Here is a 22,229-nt window from a genome sequence, read left to right on the forward strand (position 1 = left end):
TCCCCGCCCAGTCGCTACGTTGAGTTATGACCGCTTTGCCCGACTGGATGCGTTCGCCGCGCGCGGAGGCCTGGTTCGCGGAGGACCTGGACCGCCTCCCCGAGGCACCCCGCCACACCGAGCTGATCGACGGAGCCCTCGTCTTCATGGTGACGCCGCAGCGGGCCTGGCACGGCCGCCTCGTCACCGCCCTGACGGCCACGCTCATGGCACAGGCGCCGGCCGGCTTCGAGGTCGAGCGGGAGATGACGATCCGCCTCGATGCCAGGAACCGTGCCGAGCCGGACCTCTTGCTGACGGACCTGCCCTACGACCCGGACCGCACCTGGTTCGCCCCGGAGGACGTCAAGCTCGTCGTCGAGGTGGTCTCCCCCGAATCCGCCCACCGCGACCGCACCGTGAAGCTTCGCAAGTACGCGGAAGCCGGCATCCCGCACCACTGGCGCGTCGAGGACGAGGACGGGGCTCCCGTGGTCCATGTCTACGAGCTCGACGGTCCCACCGGCGCCTACGCGCCCGCCGGCATCTTCCGCGGCACCCTCCGGCGCCCGGTGCCCTTCGCGATCAGCCTGGACCTCGGCAAGCTCACACCGCCGCGCGCCTGCTGAGGGGGCGCCGGCCCTCCGCGCACCGGCCGTTCACCGGATCAGTCGCCCTCGAAGACGAAGAGCGGCTTGGTGCCGCGTGCGGGCGCCTCGGCGAGGGCGACCGCTTCGGCGAAGCGTTCGAGCGGGAACGACCGGCCTTCGGGGATGCTCAGCACGCCCTCGGCGACGAGATCGCGCACCTGGGACAGCGCGCTCAGCGCATCCTCGGGTGAGGCGGTGCCGAACCAGCGGTTCAGCCAGAAGCCCCGGACCGCCTTGGTCTCGTAGATGACCGAGCGTGCCGCCAACGGGATGGTCAGCGCGGCCGGGTCGGTCTGCCGGTGGGTGGAGAGGGCGCCGTAGACCACCAGCTCTCCTCCCGGAGCCAGCGCCCGGGACACCTGGGCGCCCACCGGGCCGGCGACGCAGTCGACGGCCTTGCGCACGCCGTCCGGTCCGGCGATCTCGGCCACACGCCGCACCAGGTCCTCGTCCTCGGTGCAGATGACCTCGTCACCGCCCAGCGCCTTGATCTCCTCGACGGCGTCGCGCCGCCGCACGACATTGATCGTGCGAATGCCCAGATGCCGGGACAGCTGAATGACGAGCCGGCCGACGGTGGAGCCCGCGGCCGTCTGCACGAGCCATTCCCCCGGCTGTACGTCGAGTTCGCGCGTCACGAGCAGCAGCGCGGTCAACGGGTTGACGGCCAGCTGGCAGGCACTGGAGTCGCTCAGCTCGTCGGGGACCGGCAGGAGCCTTCGCGTGTCGGCGACGAGGTACTCCTGCCACGTGCCGGCCACCGGGGGCCCGGGTACCGCCGGAACCGCGGCGACCACCACACGTTCGCCGATCGCCGGCCCCTCGGTGTCGGGGCCAAGGGCCTCGACACGGCCGACGCATTCCATGTGGCCCCCCACGACGGGGAATTCGGGCGAGAAACCGTAGCGGCCGCGCAGTACGTGCAGATCACTGGCGTGGATCGGCGTCGCCTGCACACGGATGAGCGCCTGGCCGGCCTCCGGCGTGGGGACCGGACGGGATTCCAGCCGCAGGACGTCACCGGGCTCGCCGACCTTGCCGGCGACGAGCGCACGCATGGACTGAGGCATGAGGGACCTTTCGTCTCGCAACGCCCGGCGAACTCGGCGGGCATTCCGGATAAGAACAATGCTGCGCCGACGTCGTCGGCGGCGCTCGGGCTCCGGACCTTCGTTCCTCCGGAGAACCGCGATCGGCATCCGCCGTCGTGACGGCGAAACACTGCGCGTAGCGCGTACCGGCGAACTGCTCGCCCATCGACCCGGGGGAGGCAGGACTCCCCTGCGATACGGTCCGGCGCATCCAATGAAATAACCGTAACACGTTCACCTCTGTCACATTCGGACCGCACGAGGCCGACATACGGCCGACCGGATGCCACTGAACTCAGCGACACACCCCTGTGAGGGCCGGCCGCGACGGGCTGTCAGCGGCGACTGCTTCCCTAGTGCCATGAGCACCGTGCACGAGACCGCCGCCCTCCTCCCCGACCCGGCCCGACTCCGCGACCACCTGCGCGCACTGGCCGTCCTGGACGCCGGGATCGGCGGCGATCCGCGTTTCTGCCGGTACACCTTCGACACCGCCTGGGGCCCTGGCACGGAGGTCGCCCTGATGGAGAACGGCTCGGGGGACGACTTCTCCGTCCACTTCACCCCGGCCGGCGTACTCATACGCGGCTTCGACCACGAGTCGCACATGAGTCCGTACGGGACGGACGACGAGGAGGTATGGCCCGGCGTCATCGACGACGTGCCCGCCGTCCTGCGCCCGCTCCTGGACGATCCCGTCTGCCGCGATGAGGGCATCGACGTCCCTCGGGTCACCGCCTGCCTGTGGCGGGAGACCCACGACACCGCCTGGCGGACCGGTTCGACCATCGTCTTCCCCACCCACAGCAAGGATCCGGACGGCTCCGGCTTCCTGTTCAGCCTTCTCACCGACCGGTCCCCCGAGGCCGTCCAAGCCCACTTCGAGGACGACTACGGGCGAGCCGTCCCCATCGGCGCCATCCGCCACGTCCTGGCCGGAGACCCCCTCACCCCGGCGATCGCCGGGGCCCTCGACCCGGCCGTCCTCCAGGACGGCGCGATGCCTCAAAGGATCGGCGCACGTCCCGAGGTCGCCTCCTGACCGTCCCGGGCAGGGCCAGGCGCGACCGCCGCCGACATCACGCCGGAATGCCCGGCGCCAATCCGGCGAAGAGCAGTTCCTTGGCAATGGGAGCGCGGTCCGCCCCGACGATATCGATCTCGATGTCGTTGGTACGGGTCCAGTAGCCCCCCACCGCGGGGGCTGCGGGCAGCCTGTCGTCGGGCGCGCCAGGGCCTCGCGGACAAGGGGCTCAACGGCCCGGCCGCGCCAACTGGTCCAGTTCTCCCGGATCCGCGCCAGCGTCAGATCGCCCCGCCCTCGCTCGATCTCCTCCATGGACGGACCGAGAAGGTGCAGCCAGAACCGCAGGTACGGATCCGTCACCCGGTAGCGGCGGTCCTTCGACGCACGCAGCGATACGGGCAGCTCCGCGGCGACGATCCGCTTGTCCGTGAGCAGCTCCAGCGCTCGCTGCAGCGGCGTGGCCCCGATCCCACCGGCCGCCCGGGCGATGCTGGTGAAGGTCCGCTCGCCACTGCCGATCGCCGCCAGCACCCTGCGCGCCTGGGCCTGCGGGGGGAATTCGGCAGCCAGTGAGCGCTCGGCCGACACCAGCAGGGCCGCGACCGGGTCGCTCAGCGCCTCGCCGAGGAAGTCCCACACCCCGGCCCCGTGCGGCAGCTCGTAAGCTGTCGCCCAACGTCACGGGCGCCGTACTCGCGCCCCCTCGGATCGTGTGCGGCGCCGGCCCTGTCGGCTGATGGTTGACAGCACCGTCGGACTGGCCATCAGCACCTCACGGACGGTCTTCAACAGGCTCAACGCCGCGTTCCGGGCGGCTTTCCGTGACCGGATGATCCCTCACAATCCGTCGCCGAGGCGAAGCTGCTCTCATTACCACGGAAGAAGATCGTGCCGCGGCAAACCAGGCGTACCCGGCCGCTTCGATGCAAGAGCGCAACTGGGCACGCAGCGGGAACGTGCCCCGTGAAAATCAATTCTTTCCGCACCGCATTTCGGCCCGATGGTTGCGCGTCCGCGTCGGCACCCCAGTTCCAAGGCGGCGAGGTCCGTCTCAGAGCGAGAGAGAAGCAAAGGAGCCCGCCCCCCTTCGAGGGGGCGGGCTCCTTTTTTGTTTCACGCCTTGCGAGAGGACTTCTTCACCTCGCCGGCGACGGTCTTGACGCGAGGGATTCTCAGGCTGAATCCATCGCGACCGCCCCACTCGACCACGAGCCGAGTTGCATTGAAGGTGGCGGAGGCGTGCATGCTCCCGTCCTCCTTCTTCTCGAACTTGAGGTCCTTGGCGACCTTGACCACCTCGGCCAGGAGCGAGGCCATCTGTCCTTGCGGCGTGTCCTTGAGTTCCTTCTTCAGGTCCATCAGCTTTTCCCCCGAAGATCGGCACGGCTACCACCGTGACGTTCGTACGACCCTCAGCCTCCAGGGCCTCTTTACGGCTCTCGGCCGCGCTTGCACTGTAGAACATGACGGACCGGACCCGCTAACCCCTTGGGCCGTCCCACTCCATCGCTTCGAGAGCCTTCCTCGCCCTTGCCAGGTCCACCATCGCCTGACCAATGACTTTGAAGCTTTCGTCCGATTTTGGCATGTTTTCATTCAAGGCGTGCAGTCGGGCAGTCGGATCCTTCTCGAAGAGTTCCAGACCCGCGAGGATCATATTCTTGTTCCCTCGCAGCCATTCATCCGAGGTGAAAACACGCATCCATCAATTCACGCGATCGGCCGAATAGCTCCCGAGTGGATTCCGCACGTGCAGCGTAACCCCTGGTCAGAGCGATCCGGGCTCAGCCGAGGAGTCACCACCCAGTCACCACGGGAACGCGTATCAACCGGTTTCAACGGGGGATGAACGAGGAGAGGCCAGATCCGAAGATCTGGCCTCTGACCTGGGATTATGCGCCTTGACCAGCTCTCTTGGCAATCAAGGAAAATCGCCCTACACGTTGAAGCGGAACTCCACCACGTCGCCGTCCTGCATGACGTAGTCCTTGCCCTCCATGCGGGCCTTGCCCTTGGCGCGGGCCTCGGGGATGGAGCCGCACTCGACCAGGTCGCCGAAGGAGACGATCTCCGCCTTGATGAAGCCCTTCTGGAAGTCGGTGTGGATGACACCGGCGGCCTCGGGGGCGGTGGCGCCCTTCTTGATCGTCCAGGCGCGGGCTTCCTTCGGGCCGGCCGTAAGGTACGTCTGCAGGCCGAGGGTGTCGAAGCCGACGCGGGCGAGGGTGGCGAGACCGGGCTCGTCCTGGCCCATCGACTGCAGGAGTTCCAGCGCCTCCTCGTCGTCGAGCTCGATGAGCTCCGACTCGATCTTGGCGTTGAGGAAGATCGCCTCGGCGGGGGCGACCAGGGCGCGCTGCTCGGCCTTGAAGGCGTCGTCGGTCAGCTCGTCCTCGTCCACGTTGAAGACGTAGAGGAAGGGCTTGGTCGTCAGCAGGTGCAGCTCGTGAAGGAGGCCGCCCTTCTCGGTGGCGGCGGTGATGCCGGCGGAGAAGAGGGTGCGCCCGTCCTCGAGGATCTGCTGCGCCTCCTGGACGGCGGCGAGCATGGCCGCCTTCTCCTTCTGGAGACGGGCGTCCTTGGTCAGCCGCGGCAGGACCTTCTCGATGGTCTGCATGTCGGCGAGGATCAGCTCGGTGTTGATGGTCTCGATGTCGTCCTTCGGGGACACCTTGCCGTCGACGTGGACCACGTCCGGGTCGACGAAGGCCCGGATGACCTGGCAGATCGCGTCGGACTCGCGAATGTTGGCGAGGAACTTGTTGCCCAGGCCCGCGCCCTCGCTGGCGCCGCGCACGATGCCCGCGATGTCCACGAAGTCGACCGTGGCCGGGAGCTTGCGCTGCGACTCGAAGATCTTCGCGAGCGTGTCCAGACGCGGGTCGGGGACACCGACGACGCCGACGTTGGGCTCGATCGTGGCGAACGGGTAGTTGGCCGCCAGCACGTCGTTCTTGGTCAAGGCGTTGAACAGGGTCGACTTGCCGACGTTCGGCAGGCCGACGATTCCGATCGTGAGCGACACGTGACGACTTCCCGTAGCGAGGTGGGTGGAGGGCCCGCGCGCCCGGGCGGGCGCGGACGGACCGATCCACCAGTCTACGGAAGCGGGGGACCCCCGGAGGCTCCGGTGGCCCGCCTCGCCCCCTGTGGGGCTGAAAAGTCGTGTCCTGCCCCCGTTTCCCCCCTGCCGGGCGCCTACGTTGGGTCCGTGGAGCAACACAGTGCGCGCACGCCGCACAAGAACGGTGCCGCCACGCGGCCGGCCAGACCGGACGCGCGTCCGGCGCGCAGGCCCGCGGGCGCGACCGCCGTGGGCGGAGGGCCGCGCCGCGGCCCGTTGTGGGGGATGCGGCGGGGACAGAGCGAGTCCCGCCTGACGGGACTCGGCACCGGGGTCTTCATCACGCTGACCGCCCTGTGCGGCGGCGCCGTGGACTCCCTGATGAACGGCGAGCCCGGCACGCTGTTCGGCGTGGTCTTCCTGCTGGCCTGCATCGCCGCCGGCGTGTGGGTGCGGCCGTACGACCTGTCGGCGGCGCCGGTGAGCGCGCCCATCGCCTTCACCATCGCGCTGGCCGTGACCGCCGACGGCGGCGGAGGGCTGACCGGGCATGTGATGGCGCTGCTCACCGGGCTGGCCACGCTGACCGGCTGGCTGTACGGCGGCACGGTGTGCGCCGCCGTGATCGCGGCCGTGCGGAAGGTGGCGTACGTGACGCGGGCGCGGCGCGCCGAACGCCGCTGACCCCCGGCGCCCGCGTCCCGGACCGTTATCCGGCGGCGGCGGCGGTGACCGTCGCGGCCGTCGCCATGCCCGCGCCGACGATGCCCGCGTTGTTCTGCAGCGCGGCCGGCACGATCTCCGCCTCGATGCCCTCGATGAGCGGGAGGAACTTCTCCGCCTTGCGGCTCACACCGCCGCCGATGACGAACAGCTCCGGCGAGAAGAGCATCTCCACGTGCGCGAGGTACTTGGTGACCCGGCGCGCCCAGTGCTCCCAGCTGAGGTCCTCGTCCTCCTTGGCCTTGGTGGAGGCGCGCTTCTCGGCTTCGTGGCCGTGCAGTTCCAGGTGGCCGAGCTCGGAGTTGGGCAGCAGCCTGCCGTCCACGAAGACGGCGCTGCCGATGCCCGTGCCGAGGGTCAGCATGATCACCGTGCCCGAGCGGCCGCGCCCCGCGCCGTACGCCATCTCCGCCATGCCCGCCGCGTCGGCGTCGTTGAGCAGCGTGACGGGCTGGCCGACCCGCTCGGAGAGCAGGCCGGCCGCGTCCATTCCTATCCACCCCTGGTCGACGTTGGCCGCCGTGCGCGTGACGCCGTGCGTCACCACACCGGGGAACGTCGCACCGATCGGGCCCTGCCAGCCGAAATGGGTGACGACCTGCTTGACGCAGTCCGCCACCGCGTCGGGCGTCGCGGGATGCGGAGTGAGCACTTTGAAGCGCTCCTCCGTCAGATCGCCGCGATCAAGGTCGACCGGGGCGCCCTTGATCCCCGAGCCGCCGATGTCCACACCGAAAACGCTCATGGCCCAACGCTACGGCGTGGGACGGACGGTCACCCCTCGGACGGCGGACCCGCCTGCTCAGGGGCGGTTCCGGCGGCCGGGGCGGCCACCTTGGCGGCGGCCTCCGCGCGCAGGTCGCGGCGCAGCTCCTTGGGCAGCGAGAAGACGATCGACTCCTCGGCGGCCTTGACGATCTCGACGTCCTCGAAGCCGCGCTGGGACAGCCACTCCAGCACCTGCTCGACCAGCACGTCGGGTACGGAGGCACCGGAGGTGACACCGACCGTGGCGACACCCTCCAGCCAGGCCTCGTCGATCTCGGCGGCGAAGTCCACGAGGTACGCCTCGCGGGCGCCGGCGAGCTTGGCGACCTCGACCAGGCGCACCGAGTTGGAGGAGTTGCGCGAGCCGACGACGATCACCAGATCGGCCTCGGCGCCCATCTGCTTCACGGCCAGCTGACGGTTCTGCGTGGCGTAGCAGATGTCGTCGCTGGGCGGCGAGATGAGCTGCGGGAACTTCTCCTTGAGCGCGTCGACCGTCTCCATGGTCTCGTCCACGGACAGGGTGGTCTGCGAGAGCCAGACCACCTTGGAGGGGTCCCGGACCTCGACCTTGGCGACATCGGCCGGGCCGTCGACCAGCGTGATGTGGTCCGGGGCCTCGCCGGAGGTGCCGATGACCTCCTCGTGGCCCTCGTGGCCGATCAGCAGGATGTCGAAGTCCTCGTTGGCGAAGCGGACCGCTTCCTTGTGGACCTTGGTCACCAGGGGGCAGGTCGCGTCGATGGTCGCGAGCTTCCCGCGCTCGGCCTCGTCGTGGACGACCGGCGCCACACCGTGCGCGGAGAACATGACGATCGACCCCTCGGGGACCTCCGCCGTCTGCTCGACGAAGATCGCGCCCTTCTTCTCCAGGGTCTGCACGACGTACTTGTTGTGGACGATCTCGTGGCGGACATAGATCGGGGCCCCGTACTGTTCCAGGGCCTTCTCGACGGCGATCACGGCACGGTCCACGCCCGCGCAGTAGCCACGGGGGGCGGCGAGCAGGACCCGGCGGGCAGCAGCAGTCATGCGCCCATCGTACGGGGCGTGACGGACGTCATCCGCCCTGCCGGCGGTGCCCGCGACGGACCGCGCGCAGCAGTCCCGGCAGCCGTCCCGCGACCACCGCCGCGACCACCGCGGTCAGGCAGCTGAAGCAGCCGCAGCCGGGGCCGCGGCGGCCGATGCGGAAGCCGCCGCCGACGCGCGGCGGCCGCGGGGGCGGCGGGCCGTATGAGCGCATGGGGACCTCCCGGGCACATGGTTCCGCCTCCCAGCGTGCGGGGTGCGCCGGGGGACGGACACCGGTGGGCGCCATTCGGGTCGGCGCCGGGAGGGGCGCGGGCCTCGGCGGACCTCGGCGGACCTGGTGGGACCTGGGCGGACACGGACGGGCCTCGACGGACACGGACCGGGACGGACGCGGTACGGGCCCGACCGGATGCCCGCCGGGGTGGGGTCACTGTCCGTGGCGGGGGCTAGTCTCGGCGTATGGCTCTGAACACGTCCGCGGAGGCGCCGATCCCGGTCGGCGAGGTGTCGCGGCTGATCGGCGGCTGGATCGACCGGCTCGGCGCGGTGTGGGTGGAGGGGCAGATCACGCAGCTGTCCCGGCGCCCCGGTGCGGGCGTGGTCTTCCTGACGCTGCGCGATCCGTCGCACGACATCTCGCTGAGCGTGACCTGCCGCCGCGCCGTCTTCGACGCCTTCGACGGTGCGGTCGGCGAGGGTGCGCGGGTCGTCGTGCACGCCCGTCCTGAGTGGTACGCGCCGCGCGGGCAGTTGTCGCTGCGGGCGGCGGAGATCCGCCCCATAGGGATCGGCGACCTGCTGCTGCGGCTGGAGCAGCTGAAGAAGCGGCTGGCCGGCGAGGGCCTGTTCGCGCTGGAGCGCAAGCGGCCGCTGCCCTTCCTGCCGCAGCTGATCGGCCTGGTGTGCGGCCGTGCCTCGGCCGCGGAGCGCGACGTGCTGGAGAACGCGCGGCTGCGCTGGCCCGCGGTGCGTTTCGAGGTGCGCAATGTGCCGGTCCAGGGGGCGTACGCGGTCCCGCAGGTGATCGAGGCGGTGCAGGGGCTCGACGCGCACCCCGAGATCGACGTGATCATCGTGGCGCGCGGCGGCGGCAGCGTGGAGGACCTGCTGCCGTTCTCCGACGAGCGGCTGGTGCGGGCGGTCGCCGAGTGCCGTACGCCGGTGGTGTCCGCGATCGGGCACGAGCCGGACACCCCGCTGCTGGACCTGGTCGCGGATCTGCGCGCCTCGACGCCGACCGACGCCGCCAAGCGCGTCGTGCCGGACGTGGGCGAGGAGCTGACCCGCGTCGAGCAGTTGCGGCACCGCTCCCTGCGGGTGATGCGCGGGCTGCTGGACCGGGAGGAGCGCGGACTGGTGGCGGCGATGAGCCGTCCGTCGATGGCGCGTCCGCGGCTGATGGTCGAGGAGCGCGAGGAGCAGGTGGCCGCGCTGCTGGAGCGTTCGCGGCGGCATCTGCGGCATCGCCTGGACCGCGCGGACGACGAGCTGGGGCACACCCGGGCCCGGGTCGTCGCGCTCTCCCCCGCGGCGACGTTGCAGCGCGGCTATGCCGTACTGCAGCGCGAGGACGGCGGGGTCGTGCGCGCCGCGGGCGAGGTGACCGACGAGGAGAAGCTGAGGGCCCGCGTGGCCGACGGCGAGTTCACGGTCCGCGTCACGCGCTGACGGTCCGCGCCCGCGGCGCCGCCCTGTCCGAGGGCGGCCCTAGTCTGGTGCCATGGCAGATCAGGACACGCTGGGGTACGAGCAGGCCCGCGACGAGCTCGTCGACGTCGTCCGCCGCTTGGAGGCGGGCGGCTCGACGCTGGAGGAGTCCCTCGCCCTGTGGGAACGCGGTGAGGAGCTCGCCAAGGTGTGCCGCAATTGGCTGGAGGGCGCCCGTGCGCGCCTGGACGCGGCCCTTGCGGAGGAGCCGGGCGACGCGGCGGAGGGCGCGCCCGGGGCACCCGGCGATCCGGACGAGGAGTAGGCGGTCACGGGTGGCGTGACGGTCCTCACAGGACGGGCGGCGGAATAGTTGAAATTTCACCTATGTTGGAGAGGATGTTCGACGCCGTCCCGCCGGGGCGGTTCCCCACATCTCCTTGAGGTACCCGATGACGCTCCAGCTCGACGCCGCCGCGCAGAACCTTCTCTTCCGCGACGCGCGCACCGCCAACTCCTTCACCACCGAGCCGGTGACCGACGAGCAGGTCCAGGCCGTGTACGACCTCGTGAAGTACGCGCCCACCGCCTACAACCAGCAGCCGCTGCGCATCGTGCTGGTCCGCTCCGCGGAGAGCCGTGAGCGCCTGGTCGGGCACATGAACGAGGGCAACCGGGCGAAGACCTCCACGGCGCCGCTGGTGGCCGTCCTGGCCGCGGACAACGAGTTCCACGAGGAGCTGCCGGTGCAGTTCCCCGCTTTCCCGCAGGCCAAAGACGTGCTCTTCGGCGAGCGCCCGGTCCGCGAGCAGTCGGCCGGCTTCAACGCCGCGCTCCAGGTCGGCTACTTCATCCTCGGCATCCGTGCCGCCGGTCTGGCCGCGGGCCCGATGACCGGCTACGACGCCGAGGCCATCAACAAGGAGTTCTTCCCCGACGGGGACCACTCCGTGCTCGCCGTGGTGAACATCGGCAAGCCGGGCGACAACGCCTGGCGCGCACGCTCGCCGCGACTGCCCTACGACGAGGTCGTCACCACCGTCTGACACACCCCGGAACCGTCGGCCCCCGCCGGGGTCCGGTGCTCACTGGCCGCTGCGCTCCTGGAGCGCGGCGGCCAGTTCCGCGAGCCGGCCGGCCGGGGCGGTGCCGGTGACCATCGTGGTCACCCCGCCCTTCTCGCGCACCAGCGCGTCGTACTTGGGGCCCTCGTAGCGGTCCCAGGTCTCGCCGCCGACGGTGCGCGTACCGCTCTTGCGCGCGTCGTGGCTCGTGGCCGCGACGAACGCCGCCGCGTCCGCGTTGCTCTGCTCGACGGCCGCGTACTCGTTCTGCGGGTCGACGAAGCCGAGGTGCCAGTGCACGGCCTTCGGGTTCGTGGCCTCGTACGTCACCGAGGTCGCCCGCCAGCCCTTGCCGAGCCCCTCGGGGGCCGCGACCGGGTACGGGGCGCTGCGGCGGGCCTGGTCGAGCTCGACCCGGTAGCCGACCACCTGGACGGGGTCGTGGTTCTCGTCGTGCGGGACGAAGAACCAGATGACCCCGACCACGACGCCGATCGCCGCCATCGAGATCACCATGTCCCGCACTGTTTCGGTGCCGCGCTTCTTTGCCACGCCCCCTATGGTCCCTCATGCCCCGGAGCGTCCCGCCGCCCGGGTCCCGCACCGGCCCGTCCGCGCTCATGTGACGGACGCCCTGCTCATCCTGGCACCTGACGGATAAGGTCGTACCACCCTCTTTTCCGGCCGTCCTCGTACAGAAAGGTGCGCTGTGATGACCGAGCAGCACGAAAACCACAACATGCCGCCGCAGCTCGAAGTGAGTCCCGAGGCCCCCGACCGCAACCTCGCCCTCGAACTGGTCCGGGTCACCGAGGCCGCCGCGATGGCCGCCGGCCGCTGGGTGGGCCGGGGCGACAAGAACGGTGCGGACGGAGCGGCCGTCAAGGCCATGCGCACCCTGGTCTCAACGGTGTCGATGAACGGCGTCGTCGTCATCGGCGAGGGCGAGAAGGACGAGGCGCCGATGCTCTTCAACGGGGAGCGGATCGGCGACGGGACCGGCGCGGAGTGCGACATCGCCGTGGACCCGATCGACGGGACGACGCTCACCGCCAAGGGCATGCCCAACGCCGTCGCGGTCCTCGCCGCCGCCGACCGCGGCGCGATGTACGACCCCTCGGCCGTCTTCTACATGGACAAGCTGGTCACCGGCCCCGAGGCCGCCGACTTCGTCGACATCACCGCCCCGCCGTCGGTGAACATCCGGCGGGTCGCCAAGGCCAAGGGCGGCGCCCCCGAGGACGTGACCGTCGTGGTGCTCGACCGGCCCCGTCACGAGGGCCTGGCCAAGGAGATCCGCGAGACCGGCGCGCGGATCACCTTCATCTCCGACGGCGATGTCGCGGGCGCCATCATGGCCGTGCGCGAGGGCACCGGCGTCGACATGCTGATGGGCATCGGCGGCACCCCGGAGGGCATCATCGCGGCCTGTGCGATCAAGTGCCTCGGAGGAACCATCCAGGGCAGGCTCTGGCCCAAGGACGACGCGGAGCGCCGGCGCGCCCTCGACGCCGGCCACGACCTCGGCCGGGTCCTGCACACGGACGACCTGGTCAAGGGCGACAACGTGTTCTTCGTCGCCACCGGCATCACCGACGGCGAGCTGCTGCGGGGCGTGCGCTACCGCGCCGAGACCGCGACCACCCAGTCGCTGGTCATGCGCTCCAAGTCCGGCACGATCCGTCAGATCGACTCCACACACCGGCTGTCGAAGCTGCGCGCCTACAGCACGATCGACTTCGACCGCGCGCGCTGACCGCCTCCCGGCCGGAGGGGCCGGAAGACGGGAAAGCCCGGCACCGCGCACAACCGAGGCCGGGAGCCCGCCCCGCGGCGGGCTCCCGGCCTCCTGCGTTCCCCGGCGTGCGACGCGACGGCATGGCCCGAGGCCCTCCCGGCGGTAGGCCGGGAAGGGAAACGTCGCGCAGCCCGCCCTAGCCCGCGGCGGCGATCCGCGGTACGGGCCGCTGGAGTTCCGCCTCGCGGCGACGCCGGCGCGCGAGCACCACCCGGCGCTCGGCCGCGGTCATACCGCCCCACACCCCGTAGGGCTCCGGCTGCATCAACGCGTGCTCCCGGCACTCCAGCATGACCGGGCAGCGGGCGCAGACCCGCTTCGCGGCCTCCTCGCGCGACAGCCGGGCCGCCGTCGGCTCCTTGGAGGGCGCGAAGAACAGGCCTGCCTCATCGCTGTGGCACGCCGCGTCCGAATGCCATGGGCCGCCCAGGTCCCGGGGGTGACTCAGGGAGGAACTGGATGCTGCCGTGGGCTCGATCGGTTGAAGCACGGGATACTCCTGACGACGGCTCGGCTTGGTGTCACCCTTGCCCGTCGCTGCCCTTCCCGCTGCGTCGGCACGGGGTTGTCGACGTGGGGGTCCGGCGGCGAGCGACGTGTCCCCATGCCCTACCCGCTGTGCGCGGGTTCATGCGCACCGTGTCCGGAGGCTCGCACGCTCGCGCGTGCGCGGTCCGTGCCGGACGGTGCGCCCCCGGACCGGTCCGGGCACCGGCGGCCCGGCAACCGCCCTCGCTCCCGCACGGCTTGGGGTACGGACGTGCGCGGTGCGGGCCGCACCGCGCACTGCCTGCCTGCCTGCCTGCCTGCCTGCCTGCCTGCCGGGACGAGTCGGGGTGACGAGCCGTCAGTAGTCCAGCTCGGGGCGGGCGTCCTTCTTCTTGACCCGCTTGCCGCGTCGCGGCTTGGCCTCCACGCCGCCCCAGAAGGCCAGGCCCTGCACCTTGATGACCGGGGCGCCGGGGTCGGGGGCCTCGTACGCCCTGATATCGGAACCGCCCATGATGCCCACGACGCCGCCGCCGCGCAGGGTCACGTTCTCCGGCACCGTGATCTCGATCCCGCCCATGATGGCGGTGCAGTTGATGACGACCTCCGGCGCGGTGAAGGTCGCCTCCGTGAGGTCGATCACCACACCACCCATGATCGCGACCGCGTTGATCTTCGAACCCACGCGCCAGCGGCCCTTGCGCTCGGCGCCGCCGAGGATGCCGACGAGGTTGGGGTTCTCCCCGGAGTGGTCCGGGACCCAGTGCTGCCGGGCCGGGGCCGGGGCGGCCGCCGACGCGGGGACGGGCAGGTCGCGCACGAAGGGCTCCAGCTCGCCCACGGTCTTCGCCGCGTACACACCGTCCAGCCGCTCCGAGTGCTCCTCGGTGCTCAGACGCCCTTCCGCCAGGGCATCGCGAAGAATGTCGGCCACCCGGTCGCGGTCCGCGTCGGACGCACGGATGTCGGCTTCGGCGACAGGGGGAATCAAGGGCTGCTGCTCACGCTTCCGGAGCGAGGACTCATCCACGCGACTACGGTACACAAACGCGATAGATCGCGACTAGGCCCCTGCCCCCGGCAGTGAGGGTCACCTCACACACCCGGCGACCCGTCCGCGTTCTACGCTTGTCGGGCTTCTATGACGCAGCGCAGTGAGGATGTCCCTAATGCCCCCCTCGTCCCCCCCGGCCCGTCCCGCGTTCTCCTACACGGATCTCCTCCCCCTCGGTGAGGACACCACCCCGTACCGGCTCGTCACCTCCGAGGGCGTCAGCACCTTCGAGGCCGAGGGCCGGACCTTCCTCACGGTGGAGCCGGAGGCGCTGCGCACGCTCGCCGCCGAGGCGATGCACGACATCTCCCACTACCTGCGCCCGGCGCACCTCGCCCAGCTGCGCCGCATCCTGGACGACCCCGAGGCGTCCGCCAACGACCGCTTCGTCGCCCTGGACCTGCTGAAGAACGCCAACATCGCCGCGGCCGGCGTGCTGCCGATGTGCCAGGACACCGGCACCGCGATCGTCATGGGCAAGCGGGGACAGAACGTCCTCACCTCCGGCGGTGACGAGGAGGCCCTGTCGCACGGCATCTTCGACGCCTACACCAAGCTCAACCTGCGCTACTCCCAGATGGCCCCGCTGACCATGTGGGAGGAGAAGAACACCGGCTCCAACCTGCCGGCCCAGGTCGAGCTGTACGCGACCGACGGCGGCGCCTACAAGTTCCTCTTCATGGCCAAGGGCGGCGGCTCGGCCAACAAGTCCTTCCTCTACCAGGAGACCAAGGCGGTCCTGAACGAGGCCTCCATGATGAAGTTCCTGGAGGAGAAGATCCGTTCGCTCGGCACGGCCGCCTGCCCGCCGTACCACCTGGCCATCGTCGTCGGCGGCACCTCCGCCGAGTTCGCGCTGAAGACCGCGAAGTACGCCTCCGCGCACTACCTGGACGAGCTGCCGGCCGAGGGCTCGCCGGCCGGCCACGGCTTCCGGGACAAGGAGCTGGAGGAGAAGGTCTTCGAGCTCACGCAGAAGATCGGCATCGGCGCGCAGTTCGGCGGCAAGTACTTCTGCCACGACGTCCGCGTGGTGCGGCTGCCCCGGCACGGCGCCTCCCTGCCGGTCGCCATCGCCGTGTCCTGCTCCGCCGACCGCCAGGCCGTCGCGAAGATCACCGCCGAGGGCGTCTTCCTGGAGCAGCTGGAGACCGACCCGGCCAAGTATCTGCCGGAGACCACCGATGACCACCTGTCGGACGAGGACGTCGTGCGCGTCGACCTCAACCGGCCGATGGACGAGGTCCTTGCGGAGCTGTCCAAGTACCCGGTCAAGACCAGGCTGTCGCTGACCGGCCCGCTGGTCGTCGCCCGCGACATCGCGCACGCGAAGATCAAGGAGCGGCTGGACGCGGGCGAAGAGATGCCGCAGTACCTGCGCGACCACCCGGTCTACTACGCGGGCCCGGCCAAGACCCCCGAGGGTTACGCCTCCGGCTCCTTCGGCCCGACCACCGCCGGCCGCATGGACTCCTACGTCGACCAGTTCCAGGCCGCCGGCGGCTCCAAGGTCATGCTCGCCAAGGGCAACCGCTCCCGGCAGGTCACCGACGCGTGCGCCGCGCACGGCGGCTTCTACCTCGGCTCCATCGGCGGCCCGGCGGCGCGCCTGGCCCAGGACTGCATCAAGAAGGTCGACGTCCTGGAGTACGCCGAGCTCGGCATGGAAGCGGTCTGGAAGATCGAGGTCGAGGACTTCCCGGCCTTCATCGTGGTCGACGACAAGGGCAACGACTTCTTCACCGATCCCGCTCCGGCGCCGACGTTCACGTCGATCCCGGTGCGGGGGCCCGGTCTGGCCTAGCACCTGGGGAGCGACGGGGACGGGTTTCGCCCCGCCGCCCCGGCCTGTCCCCGGCCGAGGGGCTCCGTCCCTTCGACCCCTCTGGGGCCGCCTGCCCGGATCGCGCCCCGGCCCGGACGGCCGCGGCCTCGAGCGCCGGGCACCTGAGCCCGCGGTCGTCCCCTCTCCACCCCCGGTGCCCCACGCGCCGGGGGCGGAGGTGTTCCGGCGCCCGTACGGGTAGACGTCCCCAAGGCGGCGCCAGGAATGATTCACGCCGCGCCGCTGTCCTACCGACCAGTACTCTCCCGGCGGCGGTGGGACGCTGGGAGCGGTCCCGAGGGAAGGAACTCCAGCGATGTCCGAGCAGGGCGCAGGCGACTACCGCATCGAACACGACTCCATGGGCGAGGTGCGCGTTCCCGCCCACGCCAAGTGGCGCGCCCAGACGCAGCGGGCGGTGGAGAACTTCCCGATCAGCGGGCAGCGGCTGGAACGCGCCCACATCGCGGCGCTCGCCCGGATCAAGGCGGCCGCGGCGAAGGTCAACGCGGAGCTCGGCGTGCTGGACAAGGACGTCGCCGAGGCGGTCCAGGAGGCGGCCGCGGAGGTCGCCGACGGGCGCTGGGACGAGCACTTCCCGATCGACGTGTTCCAGACGGGCTCGGGCACCTCGTCCAACATGAACGCCAACGAGGTGATCGCGACCCTGGCGAGCGAGCGGCTCGGCCGCGACGTGCACCCCAACGACCACGTCAACGCCAGCCAGTCCTCCAACGACGTCTTCCCCTCCTCCATCCACATCGCGGCGACGGCGGCGGTCACCGGTGACCTGATCCCGGCGCTGGAGCACTTGGCGGCGGCCCTGGAGCGCAAGTCCGCCGAGTTCGCCGACGTGGTGAAGTCCGGCCGTACGCACCTGATGGACGCGACGCCGGTCACCCTCGGCCAGGAGTTCGGCGGCTATGCCGCCCAAGTGCGCTACGGCGTGGAGCGGCTGCGTGCCTCGCTGCCGCGGCTGGCGGAACTGCCGCTCGGCGGGACGGCCGTCGGCACGGGGATCAACACCCCGGCCGGCTTCTCCGCGGCGGTGATCGCGGAGGTGGCGCGGGCCACCGGTCTGCCGCTCACCGAGGCGCGCGACCACTTCGAGGCGCAGGGCGCACGCGACGGCATCGTGGAGACCTCCGGTCAGCTGCGCACGATCGCGGTCGGCCTGACCAAGATCTCCAACGATCTGCGCTGGATGGCCTCCGGCCCGCGCACCGGCCTCGCCGAGATCGCCCTGCCCGACCTCCAGCCCGGCTCGTCGATCATGCCGGGCAAGGTCAACCCGGTCATCCCGGAGGCGGTGCTGATGGTGGCCGCCCAGGTCACCGGCAACGACGCGACCATCGCCACGGCCGGCGCCGCGGGGAACTTCGAGCTCAACGTGATGCTCCCGGTGATCGCCAGGAACGTCCTGGAGTCGGTGCGGCTGCTCGCCAATGTCTCCCGGCTGCTCGCCGACCGCACCGTCGACGGCATCACGGCCGACGTCGAGCGCACCCGCGAGTACGCCGAGTCCTCGCCCTCCGTCGTCACGCCGCTCAACCGGTACATCGGCTACGAGGAGGCCGCCAAGGTCGCCAAGCGCGCGCTGGCCGAGCGCCGCACGATCCGTCAGGTCGTGCTGGACTCCGGGTACGTCGAGCGGGGCCTGCTCACCCTGGAGCAGCTGGACGAGGCCCTGGACGTGCTGCGCATGACCCGCCCGTGACGGGAGCCGTCCGCCCGGTCACGTCCCGTGGCGGCCCGTGATGAAGGTTCGGCGCAAGGTTGACGCCACCGTGACCCGTCGTCCGTAAGATCACGTCATGACGGCGGACATCCTTCTTCATCCGGGTACGGAGCAGGGCGGCGGCGAGGACCACTGGTCGCCGGGCGACCAGGTGCTGTGGCGCTATCGCGGCAACGCGACGGACCGGGTGCACATCTGCCGTCCGGTGACGGTGGTGCGCGACGACGCGGAGCTGCTGGCCGTCTGGATGGCGCCGGGCACCGAGTGCGTGCGGCCGGTGCTCTCCGACGGCACGCCGATCCATCAGGAGCCGCTGGAGACGCGCTATCTCAAGCCGCGCACCACGAGCGTCGACCGCTGGTGGGGCACCGGTGTGCTGAAGCTGGCCCGGCCCGGTGAGCCGTGGTCGGTGTGGCTGTTCTGGGAGCGGGGCTGGCTCTTCAAGAACTGGTACGTGAACCTGGAGGAGCCGCGACGCCGCTGGTCGGGCGGCGTGGACTCCGAGGACCACTTCCTGGACATCCATGTCGACCCGGACCGCGGCTGGCACTGGCGGGATGAGGACGAGTTCGAGCAGGCGCAGGCCGCGGGGCTGATGTCCGCCGTGACGGCGGAGCGGGTGCGCGAGGCCGGAAGGCGCGCGGTGGGCGTCATCGAGGACTGGGGCCACCCCTTTGACGAGGGCTGGCAGCACTGGCGTCCGAATCCGGCGTGGCCGGTACCGGCTCTTCCGGTTGACTGGGACCGTCCGGCAAGGTGACCGCGTGAGTCTTGCCGGGCCCCCCAGCCCCGATCGTAAGATCGTGCCTCATAGTGCTGCACAAATCACATGCTCACACTAGAGTTTGACGCTACGTCACACAGGTCATCACGGGAGGCCCAGGCTGTGGGAGACGGCGGCTACGAGGACATACGGCTGGACCGCACCGGGCAGGCGGAGGCCTTCGACGCCATAGGCGACCGTTACGACGAGGCCTTCCCGCACAAGGAGGGACAGCTCGCGGCCGGCGAGTGGCTCCTGGCGCGGCTGCCTGCCGGTTCCCGCGTACTGGACCTGGGGTGCGGCTCCGGACTGCCGACCTGCCGTCAGCTCTCCGACGCCGGGCACGAGGTGACGGGAATCGACCTCTCCCCCGTCATGCTGTCGCTGGCCCGCCAGTACGTGCCGCCGGCCGCGTTCCACCAGGGCGACATCGCCGACCTGCGGCCCGGCGGCCTCTTCGCCGCGGGCGGCCGGCACGATCTGGGGCGCTTCGACGCGGTCACCGCCTTCTTCGCGCTGCTGATGCTCTCCCGCGCCGAGATTCCGCTGGTCGTGCGGGCCGTGCGCGATCTACTCGTCCCTGGCGGGCTGTTCACTCTTTCGATGGTAGAAGCCGATGTGGATGACTTCCCGATTCCGTTCCTTGGTAACACCATCCGGGTATCGGGTTATCTACGGGATGATTTGCGCCAGATGGTGACCGACGCAGGATTCGAGGTCCTGAGGGAGGAGTCGTACGCCTACGCGCCGCACACCACAGAAGTGCCGCCGGAGGAGCAACTCTTCCTGCACTGCCGCCGACCCGCCTGACGCGGCCGCCCCGCCACGTGCCCCGCACGTGACGCACCCGACCGGATGGAACGACCAGCGTGAGCACGGAGCGCATTTCTGAGCAGGCCGCCGCCCAGGCGACAGCGGCCGGCCCGGCACGTCCGGGCGACCCCGAGCCGGTCCCCGATCCGCGGACCGGTTTCCGGCTGACCCCGGACGGCGCGGCGGCCGGTGAGGCCGGCACGTCCTCGCCCGGCGCGGGGCAGCCGTCACAGGACCAGGCCCCCGTCCCCTCCTCCACCCCGGCCGGGCCGTCCTCCGGCCGTCCCCGGCGGCCCCGGCGCGGCGGCACCGGAGGCGCGGCCCAGCGCGCCGCCGCCGGTGGTACTGCCGGGAGCGACCCCGGCACGCCGTCCCTCCAGCCCGTACCGCCCACCCAGCGGCAGTCGGGCGGCGAGGCCGGCGCACCCGCCAAGGCCGGCCGGACCGGCCGCCGCGGCACTCGCGGCACCCGTCCCGACCGCAGATCCGCCGAGGTGAGAGACCGTCAGGCCGTCCGCGTGGTGGCCGGGGAGGCCCCCACCGGCGTCCAGCACGTGATCGCGGGCACCGCCGCCGAGTCCGCCCCGGACCGGCAGTCCACGCATCCGCGCCTGCCCGGTTCCCCCGGCGAGGAGTCCGCCGGTAAGCCATGGGACGGGCCCTCCACGCACGACCTGCGGGCGGCCACCGCCATGGCCGCACCGGTCGAGCCCGGCCGCCGCACCTCCGCCGCCGCCGGCACCCCGGGCACGCCCGGCTCCGCCGGTCCCGCGCAGCCCGAGGGCGGCGAGCCGCGCACTCGTCCGCGGATGCCGGACACCGGCGTCCCCGCCGCCCGTTCGGGCGGCCGGACCGGCGGCCCCGGCGCCCGGCCCGACGGCCACCCGGTCGACGACGACTCCACCGCCGGCCGCCCGCTGAAGAAGGTCGGCCCGCAGAACCGCGGCCGGGCCGGGCAGGCCGAGGCCGAACGGCTGCGCTACGTCGGCGCGGCCACCCGCCGCATCGCCCGCGGCCTGGACCTGGACGAGATCGTGCTGGGCCTGTGCCGCTCGACGGTGCCGGCCTTCGCCGACGCGATCCTGGTCTATCTGCGTGACCCGCTGCCGGTCGGCGACGAGCGTCCCTCGGGCCCGCTCGTGCTGCGGCTGCGCCGGACCGACCGGGTGCCGGACGACACCGAGCAGCCCGTCGAGGGCCTGATGATGCCGGTCGTGCCGTCCACCGAGGGTGAGTACGGCGCCGCCCCCGAGGTCGTGAACGTCGCGCTGGACGGTCCGCTGGCGGAGGTGCTGCGCGGGGTGCGCCCGATCTTCTCCGACAGTCCGCAGGCCTCGGCCGCGCTCCTGGAACTGGTGGGCGGCTGCCCGGACGCGGGGTCCGGCGACACGTTGGACCTCCCGACCGGCCGGCGCGCCATCCTGGCCCCGCTGCGCGGCCGCCGCCGGGTGATCGGCGCGACGGTGCTGCTGCGCCGCCCTGAGCGCACCCCCTTCGACCCCGACGACCTGCTGGTGGCCGCGCAGTTGGCCACCCACACCGCGCTCGGCGTCGACAAAGCGGTGCTCTACGACCGCGAGGCGTCGATCGCCGACTCCCTGCAGCGCGAGATGCTGCCGGACTCCCTGCCGGAGCCGACCGGGGTGCGGCTCGCCAGCCGCTATCTGCCGGCCGCCGAGTCCGCCCGGGTGGGCGGCGACTGGTACGACGCGATCCCGCTGCCCGGCAGCCGGGTGGCGCTGGTCGTCGGTGACGTCATGGGCCACTCCATGACCTCGGCGGCGATCATGGGGCAGCTGCGGACCACCGTGCAGACCCTGGCCGGACTGGACCTGTCGCCGCAGGAGGTCCTCTACCACCTGGACGAGCAGGCGCAGCGACTCGGCCAGGACCGCATGGCCACCTGCATCTACGCGGTCTACGACCCGATCGCGCACCGGGTGACCATCGCCAACGCCGGTCATCCCCCGCCGGTGCTGCTGCACGCCGACGGACTGGCCGAGGTGCTGCGCGTGCCGCCGGGCGCGCCGATCGGCGTGGGCGGCGTGCCGTTCGAGGCGGTCGAGCTGCCCGCCCCGGCCGGGGCGACGCTGCTGCTGTACACCGACGGCCTGGTGGAGTCCCGGGCGCGGGACGTCTGGGGCGGCATCGAGATGCTGCGCGAGCGGCTGCAGACCGCCGCGGCGGTGATGTGCCCGCCGCCGCTGGAGCCGCTCTGCGACGAGGTGCTGGAGATCGTCGGCCCGGGCGACCGGGACGACGACATCGCGCTGCTCGCCGCCCGTTTCGACGGCATCGCGCCGCGCGACGTGGCGTACTGGTTCCTCGAGCCGCGCGCCCAGACCGCGGGCCGGGCCCGGCGGCTGGTGCGCCAGGCGCTGAACCGCTGGGGGCTGGAATCGCTGGCGGAGGCGACCGAGCTGCTGGTCAGCGAGGTGGTCACCAATGCGGTGCGGTACGCCGAACGGCCCATCACCCTGCGGCTGCTCCGCACGGACGTGCTGCGCTGCGAGGTGGGCGACGACGCCCCGACGCTGCCGCGGATGCGCCACGCCCAGCCGCAGGACGAGGGCGGCCGTGGGCTGTACCTGGTCAACCGGATGGCCCAGCGGTGGGGAGCGACCCGGCTGAGTGCCGGAAAGGTGGTCTGGTTCGAAATGGGTATTCCGGGCGGTGTCCAGCGCTAGACGCTCCGTGTCCG

At 71.5% G+C, this 22,229-nt stretch carries 22 protein-coding genes and 1 pseudogene; 12 read left to right on the top strand and 11 right to left on the bottom strand.

Annotated elements, in window-relative coordinates; genetic code table 11:
• Positions 1–26: 26 nt before the first annotated feature.
• Positions 27–608, top strand: coding sequence for a Uma2 family endonuclease (locus tag RV983_RS14065; RefSeq protein WP_475986132.1), 582 nt, complete (start codon positions 27–29; stop codon positions 606–608).
• A gap of 38 nt (positions 609–646) precedes the next feature.
• Here RV983_RS14065 and RV983_RS14070 read toward each other — a convergent pair whose 3' ends face one another.
• Positions 647–1,699, bottom strand: a complete 1,053-nt coding sequence (locus tag RV983_RS14070; protein ID WP_475986133.1) for a zinc-dependent alcohol dehydrogenase family protein — start codon at positions 1,697–1,699, stop codon at positions 647–649.
• A 382-nt stretch (positions 1,700–2,081) separates the two neighbouring features.
• On the opposite strand from RV983_RS14070, the gene RV983_RS14075 reads away from it, so the two are divergent.
• On the top strand, positions 2,082–2,762 hold the full coding sequence (locus RV983_RS14075) for a hypothetical protein (RefSeq protein ID WP_475986134.1): 681 nt from the start codon (positions 2,082–2,084) through the stop codon (positions 2,760–2,762).
• 61 nt (positions 2,763–2,823) lie between these two features.
• On the opposite strand, the pseudogene RV983_RS14080 reads toward RV983_RS14075, so the two are convergent.
• The 4 genes and pseudogenes from RV983_RS14080 to ychF form a co-directional block, all read right to left on the bottom strand.
• Positions 2,824–3,407: pseudogene (locus tag RV983_RS14080) on the bottom strand (DUF234 domain-containing protein); the annotation flags it as partial.
• Positions 3,408–3,860: 453 nt separating this feature from the next.
• Positions 3,861–4,106 carry a hypothetical protein gene (locus RV983_RS14085; protein WP_475986135.1) on the bottom strand — a complete coding sequence of 82 codons (246 nt, stop codon included), beginning with the start codon at positions 4,104–4,106 and terminating at the stop codon, positions 3,861–3,863.
• A gap of 121 nt (positions 4,107–4,227) precedes the next feature.
• The gene (locus tag RV983_RS14090; protein ID WP_475986136.1) at positions 4,228–4,449 is read right to left on the bottom strand and encodes a hypothetical protein; all 222 of its coding nucleotides are present in this window, start codon (positions 4,447–4,449) and stop codon (positions 4,228–4,230) included.
• Positions 4,450–4,683: 234 nt separating this feature from the next.
• Entirely contained in the window at positions 4,684–5,772 is a 1,089-nt protein-coding gene (ychF, locus tag RV983_RS14095; protein WP_475986137.1) for a redox-regulated ATPase YchF, read from the bottom strand.
• A 186-nt stretch (positions 5,773–5,958) separates the two neighbouring features.
• Here ychF and RV983_RS14100 point away from each other — a divergent pair, with 186 nt between their 5' ends.
• On the top strand, positions 5,959–6,495 hold the full coding sequence (locus tag RV983_RS14100) for a DUF6542 domain-containing protein (protein WP_475986138.1): 537 nt from the start codon (positions 5,959–5,961) through the stop codon (positions 6,493–6,495).
• A 25-nt stretch (positions 6,496–6,520) separates the two neighbouring features.
• On the opposite strand, the gene ppgK is transcribed toward RV983_RS14100, so the two are convergent.
• From ppgK to RV983_RS14115, 3 genes are read right to left on the bottom strand one after another with little or no spacing between them, the layout of a single operon-like run.
• Positions 6,521–7,279: a polyphosphate--glucose phosphotransferase gene (ppgK, locus tag RV983_RS14105; protein WP_475986139.1), complete on the bottom strand. Its 759-nt coding sequence runs from the start codon at positions 7,277–7,279 to the stop codon at positions 6,521–6,523.
• Between the two features lie 29 nt (positions 7,280–7,308).
• On the bottom strand, positions 7,309–8,334 hold the full coding sequence (locus RV983_RS14110) for a 4-hydroxy-3-methylbut-2-enyl diphosphate reductase (RefSeq protein WP_475986140.1): 1,026 nt from the start codon (positions 8,332–8,334) through the stop codon (positions 7,309–7,311).
• Positions 8,335–8,362: 28 nt separating this feature from the next.
• Positions 8,363–8,548 (bottom strand): hypothetical protein, encoded by a 186-nt coding sequence (locus RV983_RS14115; protein ID WP_475986141.1) that lies wholly within the window; start codon positions 8,546–8,548, stop codon positions 8,363–8,365.
• 248 nt (positions 8,549–8,796) lie between these two features.
• Between RV983_RS14115 and xseA the strand changes: the two genes are divergently transcribed.
• The 3 genes from xseA (at position 8,797) to RV983_RS14130 (ending at position 11,030) form a co-directional block, all read left to right on the top strand.
• On the top strand, positions 8,797–10,005 hold the full coding sequence (gene xseA, locus RV983_RS14120) for an exodeoxyribonuclease VII large subunit (protein WP_475986142.1): 1,209 nt from the start codon (positions 8,797–8,799) through the stop codon (positions 10,003–10,005).
• 52 nt (positions 10,006–10,057) lie between these two features.
• Positions 10,058–10,309 carry an exodeoxyribonuclease VII small subunit gene (locus RV983_RS14125; RefSeq protein ID WP_475986143.1) on the top strand — a complete coding sequence of 84 codons (252 nt, stop codon included), beginning with the start codon at positions 10,058–10,060 and terminating at the stop codon, positions 10,307–10,309.
• Positions 10,310–10,436: 127 nt separating this feature from the next.
• On the top strand, positions 10,437–11,030 hold the full coding sequence (locus tag RV983_RS14130) for a malonic semialdehyde reductase (RefSeq protein ID WP_475986144.1): 594 nt from the start codon (positions 10,437–10,439) through the stop codon (positions 11,028–11,030).
• Between the two features lie 39 nt (positions 11,031–11,069).
• Here RV983_RS14130 and RV983_RS14135 read toward each other — a convergent pair whose 3' ends face one another.
• Positions 11,070–11,600, bottom strand: coding sequence for a DUF4245 domain-containing protein (locus RV983_RS14135; protein WP_475986145.1), 531 nt, complete (start codon positions 11,598–11,600; stop codon positions 11,070–11,072).
• A gap of 160 nt (positions 11,601–11,760) precedes the next feature.
• Between RV983_RS14135 and glpX the strand changes: the two genes are divergently transcribed.
• Positions 11,761–12,804 (top strand): class II fructose-bisphosphatase, encoded by a 1,044-nt coding sequence (gene glpX / locus RV983_RS14140; protein ID WP_475986146.1) that lies wholly within the window; start codon positions 11,761–11,763, stop codon positions 12,802–12,804.
• Between the two features lie 178 nt (positions 12,805–12,982).
• On the opposite strand, the gene RV983_RS14145 is transcribed toward glpX, so the two are convergent.
• The gene (locus RV983_RS14145; RefSeq protein ID WP_475986147.1) at positions 12,983–13,336 is read right to left on the bottom strand and encodes a WhiB family transcriptional regulator; all 354 of its coding nucleotides are present in this window, start codon (positions 13,334–13,336) and stop codon (positions 12,983–12,985) included.
• Positions 13,337–13,693: 357 nt separating this feature from the next.
• Positions 13,694–14,365, bottom strand: a complete 672-nt coding sequence (locus RV983_RS14150; RefSeq protein ID WP_475986148.1) for a DUF1707 SHOCT-like domain-containing protein — start codon at positions 14,363–14,365, stop codon at positions 13,694–13,696.
• Positions 14,366–14,504: 139 nt separating this feature from the next.
• Between RV983_RS14150 and RV983_RS14155 the strand changes: the two genes are divergently transcribed.
• From RV983_RS14155 to RV983_RS14175, 5 genes are all read left to right on the top strand, one after another.
• Positions 14,505–16,193 (top strand): fumarate hydratase, encoded by a 1,689-nt coding sequence (locus RV983_RS14155; RefSeq protein WP_475986149.1) that lies wholly within the window; start codon positions 14,505–14,507, stop codon positions 16,191–16,193.
• Between the two features lie 337 nt (positions 16,194–16,530).
• Positions 16,531–17,931 (top strand): class II fumarate hydratase, encoded by a 1,401-nt coding sequence (locus RV983_RS14160; RefSeq protein WP_475986150.1) that lies wholly within the window; start codon positions 16,531–16,533, stop codon positions 17,929–17,931.
• Between the two features lie 97 nt (positions 17,932–18,028).
• Positions 18,029–18,712, top strand: coding sequence for a cytidylyl-2-hydroxypropylphosphonate hydrolase (gene fomD, locus RV983_RS14165; RefSeq protein ID WP_475986151.1), 684 nt, complete (start codon positions 18,029–18,031; stop codon positions 18,710–18,712).
• 126 nt (positions 18,713–18,838) lie between these two features.
• Complete coding sequence (locus RV983_RS14170) at positions 18,839–19,525, top strand: class I SAM-dependent DNA methyltransferase (RefSeq protein WP_475986152.1); 687 nt, start codon at positions 18,839–18,841, stop codon at positions 19,523–19,525.
• A 695-nt stretch (positions 19,526–20,220) separates the two neighbouring features.
• Positions 20,221–22,215, top strand: coding sequence for an ATP-binding SpoIIE family protein phosphatase (locus RV983_RS14175; RefSeq protein ID WP_475990320.1), 1,995 nt, complete (start codon positions 20,221–20,223; stop codon positions 22,213–22,215).
• The last annotated feature ends 14 nt before the right edge of the window (positions 22,216–22,229 follow it).

The sequence above is a fragment of the Streptomyces sp. RLA123 genome (genome assembly GCF_056270165.1).

Coding starts and splice junctions, on each gene's coding strand:
- xseA (WP_475986142.1), top strand. CDS start 8,797: ATGGCTCTGAACACGTCCGCGGAGGCGCCGATCCCGGTCGGCGAGGTG.
- RV983_RS14110 (WP_475986140.1), bottom strand. CDS start 8,334: ATGACTGCTGCTGCCCGCCGGGTCCTGCTCGCCGCCCCCCGTGGCTAC.
- RV983_RS14075 (WP_475986134.1), top strand. CDS start 2,082: ATGAGCACCGTGCACGAGACCGCCGCCCTCCTCCCCGACCCGGCCCGA.
- RV983_RS14065 (WP_475986132.1), top strand. CDS start 27: ATGACCGCTTTGCCCGACTGGATGCGTTCGCCGCGCGCGGAGGCCTGG.
- RV983_RS14125 (WP_475986143.1), top strand. CDS start 10,058: ATGGCAGATCAGGACACGCTGGGGTACGAGCAGGCCCGCGACGAGCTC.
- RV983_RS14160 (WP_475986150.1), top strand. CDS start 16,531: ATGTCCGAGCAGGGCGCAGGCGACTACCGCATCGAACACGACTCCATG.
- RV983_RS14175 (WP_475990320.1), top strand. CDS start 20,221: ATGGCCGCACCGGTCGAGCCCGGCCGCCGCACCTCCGCCGCCGCCGGC.
- RV983_RS14155 (WP_475986149.1), top strand. CDS start 14,505: ATGCCCCCCTCGTCCCCCCCGGCCCGTCCCGCGTTCTCCTACACGGAT.
- glpX (WP_475986146.1), top strand. CDS start 11,761: ATGACCGAGCAGCACGAAAACCACAACATGCCGCCGCAGCTCGAAGTG.
- ppgK (WP_475986139.1), bottom strand. CDS start 7,279: ATGAGCGTTTTCGGTGTGGACATCGGCGGCTCGGGGATCAAGGGCGCC.
- RV983_RS14115 (WP_475986141.1), bottom strand. CDS start 8,548: ATGCGCTCATACGGCCCGCCGCCCCCGCGGCCGCCGCGCGTCGGCGGC.
- RV983_RS14130 (WP_475986144.1), top strand. CDS start 10,437: ATGACGCTCCAGCTCGACGCCGCCGCGCAGAACCTTCTCTTCCGCGAC.
- RV983_RS14090 (WP_475986136.1), bottom strand. CDS start 4,449: ATGCGTGTTTTCACCTCGGATGAATGGCTGCGAGGGAACAAGAATATG.
- fomD (WP_475986151.1), top strand. CDS start 18,029: ATGACGGCGGACATCCTTCTTCATCCGGGTACGGAGCAGGGCGGCGGC.
- RV983_RS14085 (WP_475986135.1), bottom strand. CDS start 4,106: ATGGACCTGAAGAAGGAACTCAAGGACACGCCGCAAGGACAGATGGCC.
- RV983_RS14070 (WP_475986133.1), bottom strand. CDS start 1,699: ATGCCTCAGTCCATGCGTGCGCTCGTCGCCGGCAAGGTCGGCGAGCCC.